Origin of the sequence: Stenotrophomonas sp. Ps181 (assembly GCF_025697425.1) — a bacterium.
In the GTDB taxonomy this organism is placed as follows: Bacteria; Pseudomonadota; Gammaproteobacteria; order Xanthomonadales; family Xanthomonadaceae; genus Stenotrophomonas; species Stenotrophomonas sepilia.
Genome location: NZ_JAHWBI010000001.1, coordinates 393,562 through 408,870 on the forward strand (window position 1 = coordinate 393,562; position 15,309 = coordinate 408,870).

Here is a 15,309-nt window from a genome sequence, read left to right on the forward strand (position 1 = left end):
CCGGATAATAGGGCGATGACCACCCGACTCAACAAACACATCGCCGACACCGGCTTCTGCTCCCGCCGCGAGGCCGATCGCCTGATCGCCGCCCGCCGGGTCACCGTCAACGGCCATCCGGCCGGCACCGGCGCGGTGGTGGGCGAGGAAGACCAGGTGCTGGTGGACGGCCAGCCGCTGCGCGCGCGCGTGGCCCGCAAGCCCGGCGCCCGCCGCCACGTCTACATCGCGCTGAACAAGCCGGTCGGCGTCACCTGCACCACCGAGACGTCGGTCAAGGGCAACATCGTCGACTTCGTCGGCCATGAACAGCGCATCTTCCCGATCGGCCGCCTCGACAAGGACTCCGAAGGCCTGATCCTGATGACCAGCAACGGCGACATCGTCAACCAGATCCTGCGTGCCGAGAACGGCCACCAGAAGGAGTATCTGGTGGCGGTCAACAAGCCGGTCACCGATGAGTTCCTGCGCGGCATGGCCCGGGGCGTGCGCATCCACGACCAGATGACGCTGCCGTGCAAAACCTCGCGCATCGCCAAGTTCGGTTTCCGCATCACCCTGCAGCAGGGCCTGAACCGGCAGATCCGCCTGATGGCCGCCGAGTTCGGCTATCGCGTGACCCAGCTGCGCCGCGTGCGCATCGACAACATCAAGATTGGCGCGCTGAAGCCGGGCCAGTGGCGCAACCTGACCGAGCAGGAGCTGCAGGGCCTGCTGCCGAAGCAGCTGGACTGGTAGTGCCGGCCGCTGGCCGGCTGCATTGGGCGCGCGATGTATCCGGGATGCCGGCCAACGGCCGGCACGACCCGCCATGCGGATTGCGCACCGGCATCCGCTAGACTTCGCGGTGACCTGCCGGAACGTGACGTTGCATGATCAAGCCCGACAAGCCCGCCAACGAAGCCCTTCGGCTCGAGGCGCTGTATCGCTACCGCATCCTCGATTCGGAGCGTGAAAAATCCTTCGACGACCTGGGGGTGATCGCCAAGGCGGTCTGCGGCACCTCGATGGCGGCGGTGACCCTGATCGATGTCGAACGGCAATGGTTCAAGTCGATCCAGGGCATCGATGCGGCGGAAAACCTGCGCAGCGAATCGATGTGTGGCCATGCCATCCTGCAGCCGCAGCAGATCATGGTGGTCGAGGATGCGCTGCAGGATGTGCGCTTCCACGACAATCCGGTGGTGGTCGGCGATCCGCACATCCGCTTCTATGCCGGCGCGCCGCTGATCAGCTCCGACGGCTTGCCGCTGGGTACGCTGTGCGTGTTCGACGCACAGCCGCAGCACCTGGCCAGCGACAAGGCCGAGGCGCTGGCCGCACTGTCGCGGCAGGTGATGCTGGTGATGGAATTGCGCCGTTTCGCGCTGGACATCCAGAACCACATGCTGGAACGCGATGATTACGAGCGCCTGCTGTCGGAGTACCACGACGTGCTGCTGGCGCAGAACGCCGACCTGGCCGAGCAGAGCCGCACCGATGCGCTGACCGGCCTGCCGAACCGCCGCGCGATGGCAGCGGCGCTGGACGAGGCCGTGGCGGCGACCGGGGATCAGCCCGCTGAGGCCTGCGTCGCGCTGCTGGACATCGATCATTTCAAGCACATCAACGACTTCCAGGGCCACGCTACCGGCGACCACGTGCTGGCCGAACTGGGCGCACTGCTGCGTTCGCACTTTGCCGGCCGTGGCATGGCGGCGCGTTATGGCGGCGAGGAGTTCGTGGCAGTGATGCCCGCAACCGACCTGCGCACCGCCGAACTTCAGTGCGAGTTCCTGCGCCTGGCCGTGGCCGACCTGCCACTGGGCTTCCCGGTCACGATCAGTATCGGCATCGCCCAGCACCAGCCCGGTGAAAGCGTGGATGAGACGCTGGCACGTGCCGACAAGGCGCTGTACCGGGCCAAGGGCAATGGCCGCAACCGGGTGGAAGTGGCGGGCTGAAGCGCCCCGCCCGGTAGATCCACGCCATGCGTGGATGCTCTTCCCGATTCACATCGCGTCGCAACTCCTGCGATCAAAAGCGGGCAGCATGACGCCCTGCTTTCCCGGACGCCGACCATGTTGCAGACCCTGGCCATCGCCCACTATCGCTCGCTGCATGGGCTGGTACTGCCGCTGCAGCGGTTGAATGTGGTGACAGGTGACAACGGCAGTGGCAAGTCCAGTCTGTATCGCGCGCTGCGCCTGCTGGCCGAGACTGCTCAGGGTGGCGTCGCGGCGGTGCTGGCCCGCGAAGGAGGGCTGGGTTCGGCGCTGTGGGCAGGTCCCGAATCCATCGATCGCAGGGTTGCGGCTGGCGGGATTCCGCTGCAGGGCGGGCTCCGGCAGGCGTCGGTGGGGCTGAAGCTGGGCTTCACTACCGAAGAATTGGGCTATGCCATCGATCTCGGCTACCCGCCGCCGAGCCGTTCGGCGTTTGCGCTGGATCCGCAGATCAAGGCCGAGGCGATCTGGGCGGGGCCGTTCCTGCGCAGCGCCAACCTGCTGGTCGATCGTCGCGGGGCGATGGTGCGGCAGCGCCATGCGCGCGGTTGGGATCTGGTGGATGACCGGTTGTCGCTGTTCGACAGCCTGTTCACCCAGGTCGGCGATCCGCAGCGCATGCCCGAAACGATCACGCTGCGTGAGTACATCCGTCGCTGGCGCTTCTACGACCATTTCCGCAGCGATGGCGATGCCCCGGCGCGGCAACCGGCGATGGCCACGCGCACGCCGGTGCTGCATCACGATGGCCGGGACCTGGCGGCGGCCTGGGTGACCATCCTCGAGATCGGTGACCCGGTTGCGTTGGCACGCAGCGTCGATGACGCGTTCCCGGGTGCCACGGTCGGTTTCGAGGAGCTGGATGGACGCCTGGCGCTGCGCTTTCACCAACCCGGGCTGCTGCGGCCATTGTCGATGGCCGAGCTCTCCGACGGCACGCTGCGCTTCCTGCTGCTGGCGGCGGCGCTGCACACGCCACGCCCACCGCCGCTGATGGTGCTCAACGAACCGGAGACCAGCCTGCATCCGGACCTGCTGCCGGCGCTGGCGCGGCTGATCATCGCAGCCAGTGCGCGCAGCCAGGTATGGGTGGTGTCGCACGCCAGCCGGCTGATCGCGGCGCTGGAACAGGCGCCAGGGTGCCATTCGCTGCATCTGTACAAGGAACAGGGCCGCACGCTGTTGAGCGGGCAGGGCCTGCTGGATGCGCCGGCCTGGCATTGGCCGCAGCGTTGATGCGGCCATCCACGCCATGCGTGGATGCACTCAATCGGCGATGTTGCGCGCTTCGGCCGTGCCAAGGATTTCCGGATGCTGCACCGGCTTGCGGCGGTTCAGCAGCGGATGCAGGAACACCGCGCCGACGATGATCGCCACGCCCAGGTAGAACCACGGGGTGACCTCGTGCTGCTCGCGCAGCAGCACCACCGCCAGTACCACCGCATAGACCGGCTCCAGGTTGGTCACCAGCTGCACCGTGTAGGCACTCAGGTGGCGCAGCGCGACCAGGGCCAGGGCGAACGGCAGCAGCGTGCAGAACCCGGCCAGCACCAGCAGCAGGATCCCGTCGTGCAGATTCGGGACCACCCACAGCGGGCTGGCCAGCGCCGGCAGCAGGTAGGGCATCAGCGGCGCCAGCAGGGTCAGGGTGAGTGCGCCGGCACCCAACTCCAGCGCGGTGACCGTAAGCGGATCGGCATGGCTGACCATGCGCTTGTTGAGCGAACCGAACACCGCCACCAGCAGCGCCGAGATCGCGCCGATCAACACACCCAGGCGCATGCCATCGGGCACGCCACCGACCACCAGCGCAACACCCGGCAGCACCGCCAGGCCGAACGCCAGCTCACGCAGCTGGAACGGCCGCTTGGCCACCCACGGCTCAATGATCGAGGTGAACACCGGTGCCAGTGCGATGCAGGTGGCAGCCACCGAGGCATTGGCCAGCTTCACCGCGCCGTAGAACGTCAGCCAGTGCAGGGCGACCAGCCCGCCGATGCCGGCGTAGCCGGCGACCAGCCGAGGGGGCAGGGTGCGCAACCCGCGCCAGACCCGCGGCAGCAGGGCCAGCATCGCCGTCACCAGCAGCATGCGCCACCACACCAGCGGCAGTGCGGGCAGGGTGATCAGCTTGCCGAGGATGGCCGTGATGCCCCACAGCAGGACACAGAAATGGATCTGCCAAAGCGCTTTGCGGGTATCGGGTGTGCTCATCGGCCTATTGTGAGGCAATCGCGCGGCTGTCGGCGATGACTGTGGCATGCTCGCGGAAACCCCCCAAGGGAACCCTGCAATGGCTGCCAACCGCTCCGCCCTGCGTGCATGGGCAGCCCTGACTGCACTGGTGGCCGCCACCTCGCTGCTGCTGCAATACCTGTTGTTGCTACGCGGCCCCGGGGCGGCTGCCGGGGTCGGCATGGCGACGCTGCGCTTCGTTGGTTACTTCACGATTCTCAGCAACCTGGCGGTGTGCCTGGGATGCGTCAGGCTGATCCGTGCGGGTGTGCTGAACACCACTGTCGCCGCGGTGATCGGGTTGTGCATCGGGGTGACCGCGTGCATCTACGTGCTGGCGTTGCAGGGGCTGTGGCAGCCCACCGGGCTGCAATGGTGGGTCGATGCCGGCCTGCACTACGCTGTGCCGGCGCTGTACCTGCTCGGGTGGTGGTGGCTGCTGCCGCATGGGGCGCTGCGCTGGCACGCGCTGGGCGGCGTGCTGCTGGTACCACTGGTCTACCTCGGCTGGGCGATGCTGGTCGCTGCAATGACCGGACAGGCGCCGTATCCATTCCTCGAACTGCAACGCCTGGGCCTGGCGGCCTTCCTGCTCAACGTGCTGCGCGTTGCGGGCGTGTTCGTGGTGGGCTGGACCCTGCTGTGGGGGCTGGACCGCTGGCGCCGTCGATGAGGCGCTGCAGGGCCATCGCTGCCGCCGGATTGCGGGCCTTGCCGGCACCGATGCACAGCAGGTAGACCTCGCGCGGGGTCTCCGGGGCGGGCCCGGCCAGGCAGGGCAGGTCGTCCACCGGCCCGCCGCGTGACCAGCGTCGTGCGCGTTCGGCCCAGCGCTGCTGGACGGACGCAGGCAGGCCCTCGTTCAAGCGGGCCTGGCTGCGCTTGATCCGCGCGTAGACGAAGCCAGCACTGACATCGCCATGCAATGGCGCCTCGTCGCTGTCCTCGATCACCAGTGCCACGCCGTGGCGGCGCGCGGCGGCGACCAGAGCCGGTCCATGTGCCTTGGCGTTGCGCACTTCCAGAGCGTGCTGCAACGGCACGCCCTCGAGCTGCTTCGGCAGCTGCGCCATCAGCGCTTCCAATGCATCGGCGTCGGCCGGATGGTGCGGATCGAACTGCCACAGCAGCGGGCCGAGCCGGTCACCGAGTGCAAGTCCCGCCTGCAGGAACGGCGTGGCCGCTTCCACGGTGCTGGACAGGTCGCGGCGCTGCACCAGGTAGCGTGGCGCCTTCATCGAGAAACGGAAGCCTTCCGGCGTCTGCGCGGCCCACTGCGCGCACTGGGCCGCAGTCGGCGTGCGGTAGAAGGTGCCGTTGATCTCGATGCAGCGCAGGGCGCGGCTGGCATGGGCCAGTTCCTCGCGCTGCGGCAGTCCCACCGGATAGAACATGCCGCCGCGCCACTCGGGAAACACCCAGCCGCCGATACCGCAGCGGATCGCCATCCGGCCGGCAGCGGTCACTGGCTGTGGTCCTCGCGCCAGGGGTCGTAGCTGCCGAACCACCACAGGTAGCCTTCAGGATCGGCACAGGCGTAGCCGCGGCCACCGTAGTCCTGGTCGGCAATGTCGATGACGATGCGCGCTCCAGCCGCCTTGGCCCGCGCATGGTGCGCATCGACATCGGTGACGATCACGCAGGCACTCTGGGTCTGGCGGCCGCCGACTTCTCCGGGCAGAACCGCGTGTTCGCTCCACGCGCTCTGGTTGTTGGTCGAACCGAGCATGATCATGCCGTTGCCGAAGGTCAGCTGCGCATGGAAGACCGTATCGCCATCGGCATACACGGCCTGGGCATGGAAGCCGAAGGCCCGCTGCAGCCAGTCGATGGCGGCCAGCGCGTCGCGGTAGCGCAGGCACGGAATGATGGTGGAGCCGTTGCTTGGTTGGCCGTTCCCGCCCATGACACCCCTCCTATGGCACGGGGCAGGGTGCATCGGCGACCGTTACCATCCTGCGAAACCCCGGTGACGGCCTGCACATGGCCGCTACCCCTGTTCGGAGATGGTGCTGGATGAAAACCTGGATCGGAGGAGCCGTGCTGCTGGCGTGCACGACCATGGCCAATGCGGCGACCCCGCAGCAGCTGCAGGACCTGGATGCGACCGTCGAGCGCGTGCGCACGCAGTTCGACGTGCCCGGCATCGCCGTGGCCGTGGTCAAGGATGGCCAGGTGGTGCTGGAACGTGGCTGGGGCGTGCGCGAGCAGGGCAAGCCGGAGCCGGTGCAGGCCGACACCCTGTTTGCCATCGCTTCCAATACCAAGGCGTTCACCGCCACCTCGCTGAACCTGCTGGCCGAGGACGGCAAGCTGAAGATGGATGACAGGGTGATCGACCACCTGCCGTCGTTCCGCATGTCCGATCCGTTTGTGACCGGGCAGATGACGATCCGCGACCTGCTGTCGCATCGCAGCGGGCTGAGCCTGGGCGCCGGTGACCTGCTGTTCTGGCCGGCCACCTCCTACAGCAACGCCGAAGTCGTGGAGCGACTGGGCAGGGTGCCGCTGAAGGGCGGCTTCCGCGAGAGCTATGCGTACGACAACATCCTGTACGCGGTCGCCCAACAGGTGATCGAGCGCGTGTCCGGCATGAGCTACCAGCAGTTCCTGCAGACGCGCATCTTCGACAAGGTGGGGATGGCTGGCACGCGCTACAACGCCGACCACCTGAAGCCAGGTGACAAGGCGGCGGTCGGCCACGCCAAGTACGATTTCAAGGACCTGCGCACCGTCGCACCACTGACCTGGTCGAACAATGCCGGCGCCGGCGGCATCTATTCCAGCGCGCACGACATGGCGCGCTGGATGCAGGTGCAGCTGGCCGAAGGCAAGCTGGCCGACGGCACGCCGTTGTTCAGCGAGAAGAGCCAGCAGCAGATGTGGCGGATGATCACCCCGCAGTCGATCCCGGCACCGAGCGTGCCGGAGCTGGCACCGGCGCGGGCCAACTTCGCCGGCTATGGCGAAGGCTGGAGCCTGAGCGACTACCGTGGTCAGAAGCTGGTCTGGCATACCGGTGGCTGGCCGGGCATGGTCTCGCGGTTGACCCTGGTGCCGGGCGAGAAGCTGGGCGTGGTGGTGCTGACCAACCAGGAAGTGGGCGCCGCGTTCAATGCGATCACCCTGAGCGTGCTTGACGCTTACCTGGGCGGAGAAAAGCACGATTGGGTGGACGCCTATGCCAAGGCCGTGGCCAAGGGCCAGGACAAGGCCGACGAGGCCTGGGCCAAGCACCAGAGCGCACGCGACAAGGGCAGCCGGCCATCGCTGGCGCTGGCCGGCTACACCGGCAGCTTCCGTGACCGCTGGTATGGCGACATGCAGATCAGCGCCGAAGGCAAGGGCCTGCGCCTGCGCTTTGCGAAGACCGCGCAGCTGAGCGGGCGCCTGGAGCACTGGCAGCATGACACCTTCATCGTGCGCTGGGACGACCGTTCGCTCAACGCCGATGCGTTCGTGAACTTCAGCCTGGACCCGGATGGCAAGGTGCGCGAGGTGCGCATGCAGCCGATTTCCGACCTGACCGATTTCAGTTTCGATTTCCAGGACCTGCTGTTCACCCCGGTCAAAGAATGAGGGTCGTGCCGGCCGCTGGCCGGCAACCTCATGATCCGTGGAAACGTCGCGAGGTTGCCGGCCAGCGGCCGGCACTACCGGCGCCGCGGCATCGTCGGCCGGCGTACACATCCGGCGTGGGATACTCCGCCCGCTATTGAAGGCGAGGGAATGCGATGTTCCGTTGGTTTGAATCCCTGATCCCGGTGTTCCCGCCCGTGGACGGGCGCATGCCGCCGCGCAAGGTGCTGCCGTTCTACCTGCACTACCTGCGCCCGGTCTGGCCGGTGCTGCTGGCGACCCTGATCGCCGGCCTGCTGCTGGCGCTGGTGGAAGTGGCCATGTTCGATTACCTGGGCCGCATCGTCGACATGGTCGCCGAGCAGCCCGGTGCCGATTTCTTCAAGCGCCATGCCAATGAACTGGGCTGGATGCTGTTCATCACGGTCATCGCGCGGCCGATCCTGGTGGGCCTGCACAACCTGCTGGTCAACCAGGCCATCGTGCCCGGCCTGAGCAACCGCTCGCGCTGGCTGATGCACAACTACGTGGTGCGGCAGAGCCTGAGCTTCTTCCAGAACGACTTCGCCGGCAGCGTCGCCAACCGGGTCATGCAGACCGGTACCTCGCTGCGCGAGTCAGCGGTGCAGATGGTCGATTCGCTCTGGTACATCGTGGTCTATACCGGCACGGCGCTGTACCTGTTCGCGCAGGCGGACTGGCGGTTGATGGTGCCACTGGTCCTGTGGCTGCTGGCCTATGCGGTGATCATGGTCTACTTCGTGCCGCGCGCGAAGGAACGGGCCTGGATTGCGTCCGAAGCGCGCTCCAAGGCGATGGGCCGCATCGTCGACGGCTACACCAACATTCCCACGCTGAAGCTGTTCGCCCATGGCGGGCGCGAGCAGGCCTACGTGGCCGAGTCGATCCAGGAACTGGCGGTCAAGCACCGCGCGCAGACCCGGGTGACCACCGGCATGGACCTGACCATCGCCATCGTCAACGGTTTCCTGATCGCCGGTACCTGTGGGCTGGCGCTGTGGCTGTGGAATGGCGGGCACATCACCGTCGGTGCGATAACGCTGGCGACCGGCCTGGTGATCCGCATCCACAACATGTCCGGCTGGATCATGTGGACCATCAACGGCATCTTCGAGGACATCGGCACGGTGCAGGATGGCATCACCACCATCGCCCAGCCGCTGACCGTGCAGGACCGCGAGGATGCAGTGCCGTTGCAGGTGACCCGTGGCGGCGTGCATTTCCAGGACATCCACTTCCACTACGGCAAGAAGGGTGGCGTGATCGCAGGCCTCGACCTGGTGGTGAAGCCGGGTGAGAAGATCGGCCTGGTCGGCCCCTCCGGCGCCGGCAAGTCGACCCTGGTCAACGTGCTGCTGCGCCTGTACGACCTGGAAAGCGGCCGCATCCTGATCGATGGTCAGGACATTGCCCACGTTACCCAGGAAAGCCTGCGCCAGCAGATCGGCGTGGTCACCCAGGACACCTCGCTGCTGCATCGCTCGATCCGCGACAACCTGCTGTACGGCCGCCCCGATGCGACCGAGGAGCAGCTGCGTGCTGCCGTAGCCAAGGCGCGTGCTGAGGCCTTCATCGACACGCTGGTGGACGGGCAGGGACGTCGTGGCTACGACGCGCATGTCGGCGAGCGCGGCGTGAAGCTGTCCGGTGGCCAGCGCCAGCGCATCGCCATTGCCCGCGTGCTGCTGAAGGACGCGCCGATCCTGGTGCTCGACGAAGCGACCTCGGCGCTGGACTCGGAAGTGGAAGCGGCGATCCAGGACAGCCTGGATGAGCTGATGGGCGGCAAGACGGTGATCGCGATCGCGCACCGGCTGTCGACCATCGCGCGCATGGACCGGCTGGTGGTGATGGACCAGGGCCGCATCGTCGAGACCGGCAGCCATGCCGAACTGATCGCCGCCGGTGGTCTGTACGCGCGCTTGTGGGCGCGTCAGACAGGGGGATTTGTTGCTGCCGATCAATGATTGCTTTCGGGGGCAGAGCGCTCTCTGCGAGATGGGTCCGCCCCCAGCCAAGTATCCCTTGGGGTCGGATTCCTTTCCGCAGGAAAGGGCTCTGACCCCGACGTGCTTCTGGAGACCTGCATGATCCGCCCCCTACGCTCTCTGCTGTTGGCGCTCGTGCTGGGCATGAGCACTGCGACGGCGATGGCCGCACCCGTTGCGGACGACCAGCTCGAGCAGGTCGTCCTGCTCAGCCGTCACAACCTGCGCGCGCCGGTGGTGGGCGCCGGCGCGCTGGCCAATGCCACTCCGGAGCGCTGGCCAGGCTGGGACGTAGGCGCAGGCGAGCTGACCACCAAGGGCGGCGTGCTGGAGGCCTACATGGGGCGCTACATCGGCCAGTGGCTGCGCCAGGCGCAATTGTTGCCGGCGTCGGGTTGCCCGCAGCAGGCTGACTTCCACGCCCATGCCAACAGCCTGCAGCGTACCCAGGCTACCGCGCAGTTCTTCGTTGCCGGTGCTTTCCCGGGCTGCCATGTTTCGGTCGAACAGCGCATGCCGCTGGGCTCGATGGATCCGTTGTTCGATCCGGTGATCCGCCGCGACGACGCGGCATTCCGCACGCGCGCGCTGGAGTCAATGCAGCGAGCGCTGGCCGCGGTGGACCTGGCACCGGCTTTGTCCGTGGTGGAGGAGATCACCCGCTATCCGCAGTCGGCGGCATGCAAGGGGCACGGCAACTGCCATCTGGCGCTGGCCGATACCACCTTCAGTACGGAACCGGGCAAGGAACCACGCGCGTCCGGATCACTGGCGCTGGCCAGCGGGCTGGTCGATGCCTTGTTGATGGAGCACTACCAGGGCAGTGGCATCCCCCGCGAAGGCTGGGGCCGGTTGACCACCGAGGCGCAATGGCAGGCGCTGGCGCAGATCCGCAACCGCTACCAGGACATCCTGTTCGGAACGCCCGAGGTGGCGCGTGATGTGGCCGCTCCGCTACTGACAAGAGTGAATGCGTTGTTCGACGACCCGGCGTCGCCGAAGGTGACCCTGCTGGTCGGTCACGATTCCAACATCGGTTCCGTGCTGGCGGCGTTGGGAATCAGCGACTACAGCCTGCCGGGGCAGTACGAGAAGACACCGATCGGTGGCCTGCTGCAGTTCGAACGCTGGCGTGGGCACAGCGGGAGGGCGCACTACCGGCTGGTATATGTCTATCCCACCAAGGAGCAGTTGCGTGACGCGGTGCCACTGAGTGAAATGCAGCCGCCGGTACGGGCGACGCTGGTGCCGCAAGGGTGTGCGAAGACTGGGTGCACTGAAGCGCAGTTTAGGCAACTACTTGGAGCTAAAGTGAGGGCTTTCAGCGGAGATGGCAAAAGGGCTGTCGATGGTGTCTGAAGACCGCAGAGTCCCGTGAACCAAGACGGGTGCCGACACTTGGATTGCCGCCATTCAATGCCGCTGAATCCGGTGCAACTCGGCGGCATGATGTGTGTGCTCGCTGCCAGGTTCCGGCAGCATTACTTCAACCCTGAAAATGGACTTGGAAAATGAAAAAACAGCTGATCGCGCTTCGTGGCGCCAGCAACTCGGGAAAGAGCTCGACGCTTCTCATGTTTTACCGACTGCTGGCTGCGCACTCTGCCACGCGATTGATTTCGTTTGAGGCTATTGGCCACAAGCTCGACTTCAGTGCAATGGTTCAGATCAACGGATGCAAGATCGGAATTTTCAACCGCGGTGATGTTTCCGGAACCGTGGATGGTCTGATCGACCAACTTGCACAGGCAGGATGCAAGGTGATCGTCTGTGCTGCCCGTTCGAAGGGTGACGTTGGCGATGTGCTGGCCTCGTATGAGCGCAGGTACCAGTTGCAGGAGATTGTCAAAAAGACCGGTGGGGAAGACGAGTCTGATTTTGCACTGGTCAATATGGGCGTCGCGCATGATCTCGCCGCTCGAGTCTACTCAGCAGTGGTCGTCTGAGTTCTCCGTTTCGTCATTTCGGGGCGGCCTGCAGAAACGGCCCGGGTTTGCCCGGGCCGTTCCGTTTCCAACTTACACCGTCCCGATCACTCGATCGGCTGGTCCAGCATCAGCTGGCGTGCGAAACGCACCGGCGGTGCGCCGTAGGACAGTACCTGGTCGTGGTACGCCTTCAGGTTGAACTTGTCGCCCAGCTTCTCCTGCACCGCCTTGCGGGTGTCGAAGTGTTCCTGCGCACCGACGAAGTAGGTCGGCAGCTGCGCCGAGGTCAGCTGCGCGCGCACCCACTTGCCGGCCGCTTCGCTTTCCTGCTGGAACGCGTCGTGGGTCATCAGGTGCATCGCCTTCTCGCGATCCCAGTTGTCCACGTGCACGCCCTGGTCGAGGATCGCGTTGGAGATCGTGCGCAGGTAGAACTTCAGCTGCACCAGGTGGAACAGCGGGTCGTTGTTGAGGTAACCCTGCTCCTGCATCATGCGCTCGGTGTAGACCGCCCAGCCTTCGGCGAACAGGCCTGAACGCAGCACCGCACGCAGGGTGGAGGGGAACTTGGCCGAGTGCCAGCCTTCCAGGTAATGGCCCGGGGTGCCTTCGTGGATGCTCAGCAGGTGGATCATGCGCGAGTTGTATTCACGCAGGAACGAGTCGACCTGCTTGTCGTTCCAGTCGTCCGGAATCGGCGACACGGCGTAGAAGGTCTTCAGGTTCTTGTCCAGCGGACCCGGCGAATCGCAGTAGGCCACGGCCACGCCACGCTGGAATTCCGGCATCAGGATGATGTCCACCGGCGCGTCGGGCAGGGTCATCAGATCGTGCTCGCGCACGAACGCGGTGGACTGCTCCAGTGCGGCCTTGGCATCGTCGACCACCTTGTCGCGTGCCGGCTTGTCGGCGTAGGCCAGCTCCAGCGCAGCTTCAATGGCCTTCTGCTGCTGCTCGTCGGTCGGCTGGGCCGGCATCTCCGGCGCACCCGGCTTGTCCTTCAGCACGGTCTGCGCGATGCCGTACATGTCCTCGCGCACACGCTTGAGTTCGGCGCGCGCACGGTCACCGATCTCCTGGCGCGACAGCGAGGAGCTGAGCGCGAACTTCAGCTTCTGGTCGTACTTTTCCGCACCGATGCGGAAGTCGCCCTTGGCGTTCGGCACCAGGGTCTTGTCCAGCCAGGTCTGCTGCTCGTCCACCGCCTTCTTCAGGCCGTCGATGGCCGCCTGCAGGCGCTGCTGGTCGGCCTGCGGCAGTTCGCCGATGTGCGGGGTGATGAAGGTATCGACGATGCTGAGGATGCCCTTGTTCTGCTTGGCCACCGTCTCGGCATGGATCTTCGGAACGCGCGCCGGATCCAGGTTCTCGCGTGCCTGGGCGAAGATCGCCGGCAGCTTTTCCATGCGCGCGGTCGCCGACTTCAGGCGTTCCGGCAGCGGCGCGAACTCGCGGGCCATCAGGCCATAGATCGCGCTGCCGGCGATGCCGTTGTACAGCTGCGGGTCCCACTTGCCGGACTGAAGCACTTCGGCGTTCCAGATTTCCGACTGCAGCTGGTTGCGCAGGATCGCCGCGTCCACCTGGTTCTCGCGGCCCAGCTTGGCCACCTCGATCTTGTCCAGTTCGCCCAGCAGCGCCTTGTAGGCGGCCACGGTCTTCTGCTGGCCGGCGGCGCTCAGGTCGTCCAGTTCGCTGTCGTAGCGGTGGTCACCGATCTGGGTGGCGCTGACCGGCGACAGCTGCATCCAGGTGTCCAGGGCGCGCTTGGACAGATCGGCGAAGGCGGCATCGACCGCCGCATCACCGGCCTGCTGGCTGGCGGCCGGGGTGGAAGCGTTGGTCGGGGCGTCGGCAGGCTGGCAACCGGCCAGCGCAGCGACCAGGGCGAGGGCAAGAAGATGCGGGCGCATCGGCATTCCTGTACGGGGTCAAACCCTGAGCATAGGGCTCCGTTGCTGCTTTGTCCCCGTGCCATAGGATTACCATGGGCGGATTCAAGGACCCTCCAAAGGAGCGCAGGACATGGAATACCAGGGAAGCTGCCATTGCGGCAGGATCGCATTCACCGTACAGGCCGAGGCGCCGATCAGCGACGTCATCGACTGCAACTGTTCGATGTGCCGCCGTCGCGGCAGCCTGCTGTGGTTCGCCCCGCGTGCGGCGTTCCAGCTGACCACCGATCCGGCTGACGTGGCCACCTACCACTTCAACAAGGCGCATATCGACCATCACCACTGCCGCGAATGTGGCGTCGCCCCCTACAGCGAAGCGGTCGACCCGCGTACCGGCACACCGATGGTGGCGGTGAACGTGCGCTGCGTGCCGCAGGTCGATCTGGCCGGTCTTTCGGTCACGTCTTACAACGGAGCCGCACTGTGACCGGCGCGCGCGCCTGGACGCGCAGCCTGGCGATGCCGGTGGTGCTGCTGGCATTGGCGGGCTGCGCCAAGCAGGGCGACATGGCCGCCGATGCGGGCGCCCCGGCCGCCGAAGCGGCCGTCGCGTCGCCAGAAGGTGCGTTCCTCGCCTATGAACATGACGTGCAGGTGCAGCTGGAGGCGGCAAAGATCGCGCCGCGCATCCAGCAGATCGCCCAAGCCTGCCAGAGCGCGAAGTTCGGCGACTGCGCGGTATTGCAGGTCGACCAGCGCAGTGGCGAGCAACCCAGCGGTGAGGTCAAGGTGCGCATCGCGCCGAAGGGCGCCGAGCCGCTGATCGCGATGGCCGGTGAGGGCGGAACGCTGCAGTCGCGCACCACCCGCGCCGAGGATCTGGCACAGGCCGTGGCAGACACGGCGCTGACCAAGGCGCGGCTGGAGAAGGAGCACGCCCGCCTGCTGTCCTACCAGGACCGCAAGGACCTGAAGATCGAAGACCTGATGGCGATCACCACGCGCCTGTCGGAGATCGAGGCCGGCGTTGAGCAGGCCAACAAGGACGCCGCGCAGCAGCGTCGTCGCATCGATACCCAGCTGGTGACGCTGCACTTCGAGACCACCTCTGGCCAGCGCAGCCGGAGCGAGATTGGCGAGGCGCTGAGCGAATCGGGCGGCATCCTCGGCAGCAGCATCGCGTTCCTGATCCGCGCGGTGGCGGCCCTGCTGCCGGTGGGCGTGCTGGCTCTGGTCGTGGCCTGGGGTGTGCGGGCGTGGTGGCGTCGCCGCCGTCGCACGCTGCCGCCCACCCGCTGAGGTGACGGCTGATGCCGGCAGGGAGCCGGCGTCAGCCCTCGTCGGTCTCGTACTCGACGAACACATCCAGCTCCAGCGCCAGCTCCTGCACGGCGTCGCGTACCTTCTGCGCAGTGCTTTCATTGCCGACTTCCACTTCCAGCTCGTGGATGCCCGGGCCGATGTCATCGGACAGCCCGGCCGAACTGGAATCGTCGTCGTCCATGTGCGGCATCAGGTCGTCGGTTTCCTCGACATGTTCGATGCCGTCCAGGCCGAGCAGCAGGTCGCTGATGGCACGGGCGTCGTCTTCGGTTCCGGTGATGCGCAGTCGCAGCATGGCCATGGCGTAGGTACGTTGTGGAGGTGCAAGCAGCCTAGCCAGCATCGGGCAAAGAAC

15 protein-coding genes are annotated in these 15,309 nt (G+C 66.3%); 10 read left to right on the forward strand and 5 right to left on the reverse strand.

The genetic code is table 11. The features are described from left to right. The first annotated feature begins 15 nt into the window (after nt 1-15). The 3 genes from KXV01_RS01825 to KXV01_RS01835 all read left to right on the forward strand — a co-directional run bounded on the left by KXV01_RS01825 (nt 16) and on the right by KXV01_RS01835 (nt 3,221). Complete coding sequence (locus tag KXV01_RS01825; RefSeq protein WP_019659152.1) at nt 16-738, forward strand: pseudouridine synthase; 723 nt, start codon at nt 16-18, stop codon at nt 736-738. A gap of 134 nt (nt 739-872) precedes the next feature. Then, a complete protein-coding gene (locus KXV01_RS01830) occupies nt 873-1,943 on the forward strand; it encodes a sensor domain-containing diguanylate cyclase (protein ID WP_263467480.1) in 1,071 nt (356 codons plus the stop codon). A 117-nt stretch (nt 1,944-2,060) separates the two neighbouring features. Next, nucleotides 2,061-3,221, forward strand: a complete 1,161-nt coding sequence (locus KXV01_RS01835) for an AAA family ATPase (protein ID WP_100477791.1) — start codon at nt 2,061-2,063, stop codon at nt 3,219-3,221. Between the two features lie 30 nt (nt 3,222-3,251). On the opposite strand, the gene KXV01_RS01840 is transcribed toward KXV01_RS01835, so the two are convergent. Further along, complete coding sequence (locus tag KXV01_RS01840; RefSeq protein WP_111096458.1) at nt 3,252-4,199, reverse strand: DMT family transporter; 948 nt, start codon at nt 4,197-4,199, stop codon at nt 3,252-3,254. A 79-nt stretch (nt 4,200-4,278) separates the two neighbouring features. Between KXV01_RS01840 and KXV01_RS01845 the strand changes: the two genes are divergently transcribed. Continuing rightward, nucleotides 4,279-4,893: a Pr6Pr family membrane protein gene (locus tag KXV01_RS01845; protein ID WP_049441404.1), complete on the forward strand. Its 615-nt coding sequence runs from the start codon at nt 4,279-4,281 to the stop codon at nt 4,891-4,893. Here KXV01_RS01845 and KXV01_RS01850 read toward each other — a convergent pair. Together KXV01_RS01850 and KXV01_RS01855 are read right to left on the reverse strand one after the other, a co-directional pair. Further along, on the reverse strand, nt 4,814-5,686 hold the full coding sequence (locus KXV01_RS01850) for a DUF72 domain-containing protein (RefSeq protein WP_049417275.1): 873 nt from the start codon (nt 5,684-5,686) through the stop codon (nt 4,814-4,816). The two genes, KXV01_RS01845 and KXV01_RS01850, sit on opposite strands and share 80 nt — an antisense overlap. After that, nucleotides 5,683-6,126, reverse strand: a complete 444-nt coding sequence (locus KXV01_RS01855; protein WP_263467481.1) for a VOC family protein — start codon at nt 6,124-6,126, stop codon at nt 5,683-5,685. The genes KXV01_RS01850 and KXV01_RS01855 overlap by 4 nt, the downstream gene beginning before the upstream one ends. 110 nt (nt 6,127-6,236) lie before the next feature. Between KXV01_RS01855 and KXV01_RS01860 the strand changes: the two genes are divergently transcribed. The 4 genes from KXV01_RS01860 (at nt 6,237) to KXV01_RS01875 (ending at nt 11,754) form a co-directional block, all read left to right on the forward strand. Beyond that, a complete protein-coding gene (locus KXV01_RS01860) occupies nt 6,237-7,799 on the forward strand; it encodes a serine hydrolase (RefSeq protein WP_111096460.1) in 1,563 nt (520 codons plus the stop codon). Between the two features lie 155 nt (nt 7,800-7,954). Next, nucleotides 7,955-9,787: a multidrug efflux ABC transporter SmrA gene (gene smrA, locus KXV01_RS01865; protein WP_111096461.1), complete on the forward strand. Its 1,833-nt coding sequence runs from the start codon at nt 7,955-7,957 to the stop codon at nt 9,785-9,787. Nucleotides 9,788-9,907: 120 nt separating this feature from the next. Then, the gene (gene agp / locus KXV01_RS01870) at nt 9,908-11,167 is read left to right on the forward strand and encodes a bifunctional glucose-1-phosphatase/inositol phosphatase (protein ID WP_263467482.1); all 1,260 of its coding nucleotides are present in this window, start codon (nt 9,908-9,910) and stop codon (nt 11,165-11,167) included. 152 nt (nt 11,168-11,319) lie between these two features. Further along, entirely contained in the window at nt 11,320-11,754 is a 435-nt protein-coding gene (locus KXV01_RS01875) for a hypothetical protein (protein ID WP_049441420.1), read from the forward strand. An 86-nt stretch (nt 11,755-11,840) separates the two neighbouring features. Here KXV01_RS01875 and KXV01_RS01880 read toward each other — a convergent pair whose 3' ends face one another. After that, a complete protein-coding gene (locus KXV01_RS01880; protein ID WP_099486704.1) occupies nt 11,841-13,649 on the reverse strand; it encodes a DUF885 domain-containing protein in 1,809 nt (602 codons plus the stop codon). A gap of 112 nt (nt 13,650-13,761) precedes the next feature. On the opposite strand from KXV01_RS01880, the gene KXV01_RS01885 reads away from it, so the two are divergent. Continuing rightward, a complete protein-coding gene (locus tag KXV01_RS01885; protein WP_049417256.1) occupies nt 13,762-14,118 on the forward strand; it encodes a GFA family protein in 357 nt (118 codons plus the stop codon). A 32-nt stretch (nt 14,119-14,150) separates the two neighbouring features. Then, nucleotides 14,151-14,930 (forward strand): DUF4349 domain-containing protein, encoded by a 780-nt coding sequence (locus KXV01_RS01890; protein ID WP_049417291.1) that lies wholly within the window; start codon nt 14,151-14,153, stop codon nt 14,928-14,930. 31 nt (nt 14,931-14,961) lie between these two features. On the opposite strand, the gene KXV01_RS01895 is transcribed toward KXV01_RS01890, so the two are convergent. Continuing rightward, a complete protein-coding gene (locus tag KXV01_RS01895; protein WP_005415831.1) occupies nt 14,962-15,255 on the reverse strand; it encodes a hypothetical protein in 294 nt (97 codons plus the stop codon). Nucleotides 15,256-15,309 lie beyond the last annotated feature (54 nt).

What these genes read in the sequence shown, in the direction of transcription:
- KXV01_RS01840 (WP_111096458.1), bottom strand. Translation starts at nt 4,199, where the DNA reads ATGAGCACACCCGATACCCGCAAAGCGCTTTGGCAGATCCATTTCTGT.
- smrA (WP_111096461.1), top strand. Translation starts at nt 7,955, where the DNA reads ATGTTCCGTTGGTTTGAATCCCTGATCCCGGTGTTCCCGCCCGTGGAC.
- KXV01_RS01880 (WP_099486704.1), bottom strand. Translation starts at nt 13,649, where the DNA reads ATGCGCCCGCATCTTCTTGCCCTCGCCCTGGTCGCTGCGCTGGCCGGT.
- KXV01_RS01825 (WP_019659152.1), top strand. Translation starts at nt 16, where the DNA reads ATGACCACCCGACTCAACAAACACATCGCCGACACCGGCTTCTGCTCC.
- KXV01_RS01860 (WP_111096460.1), top strand. Translation starts at nt 6,237, where the DNA reads ATGAAAACCTGGATCGGAGGAGCCGTGCTGCTGGCGTGCACGACCATG.
- KXV01_RS01875 (WP_049441420.1), top strand. Translation starts at nt 11,320, where the DNA reads ATGAAAAAACAGCTGATCGCGCTTCGTGGCGCCAGCAACTCGGGAAAG.
- KXV01_RS01855 (WP_263467481.1), bottom strand. Translation starts at nt 6,126, where the DNA reads ATGGGCGGGAACGGCCAACCAAGCAACGGCTCCACCATCATTCCGTGC.
- KXV01_RS01895 (WP_005415831.1), bottom strand. Translation starts at nt 15,255, where the DNA reads ATGGCCATGCTGCGACTGCGCATCACCGGAACCGAAGACGACGCCCGT.
- KXV01_RS01845 (WP_049441404.1), top strand. Translation starts at nt 4,279, where the DNA reads ATGGCTGCCAACCGCTCCGCCCTGCGTGCATGGGCAGCCCTGACTGCA.
- KXV01_RS01885 (WP_049417256.1), top strand. Translation starts at nt 13,762, where the DNA reads ATGGAATACCAGGGAAGCTGCCATTGCGGCAGGATCGCATTCACCGTA.
- agp (WP_263467482.1), top strand. Translation starts at nt 9,908, where the DNA reads ATGATCCGCCCCCTACGCTCTCTGCTGTTGGCGCTCGTGCTGGGCATG.
- KXV01_RS01835 (WP_100477791.1), top strand. Translation starts at nt 2,061, where the DNA reads ATGTTGCAGACCCTGGCCATCGCCCACTATCGCTCGCTGCATGGGCTG.
- KXV01_RS01830 (WP_263467480.1), top strand. Translation starts at nt 873, where the DNA reads ATGATCAAGCCCGACAAGCCCGCCAACGAAGCCCTTCGGCTCGAGGCG.
- KXV01_RS01890 (WP_049417291.1), top strand. Translation starts at nt 14,151, where the DNA reads ATGCCGGTGGTGCTGCTGGCATTGGCGGGCTGCGCCAAGCAGGGCGAC.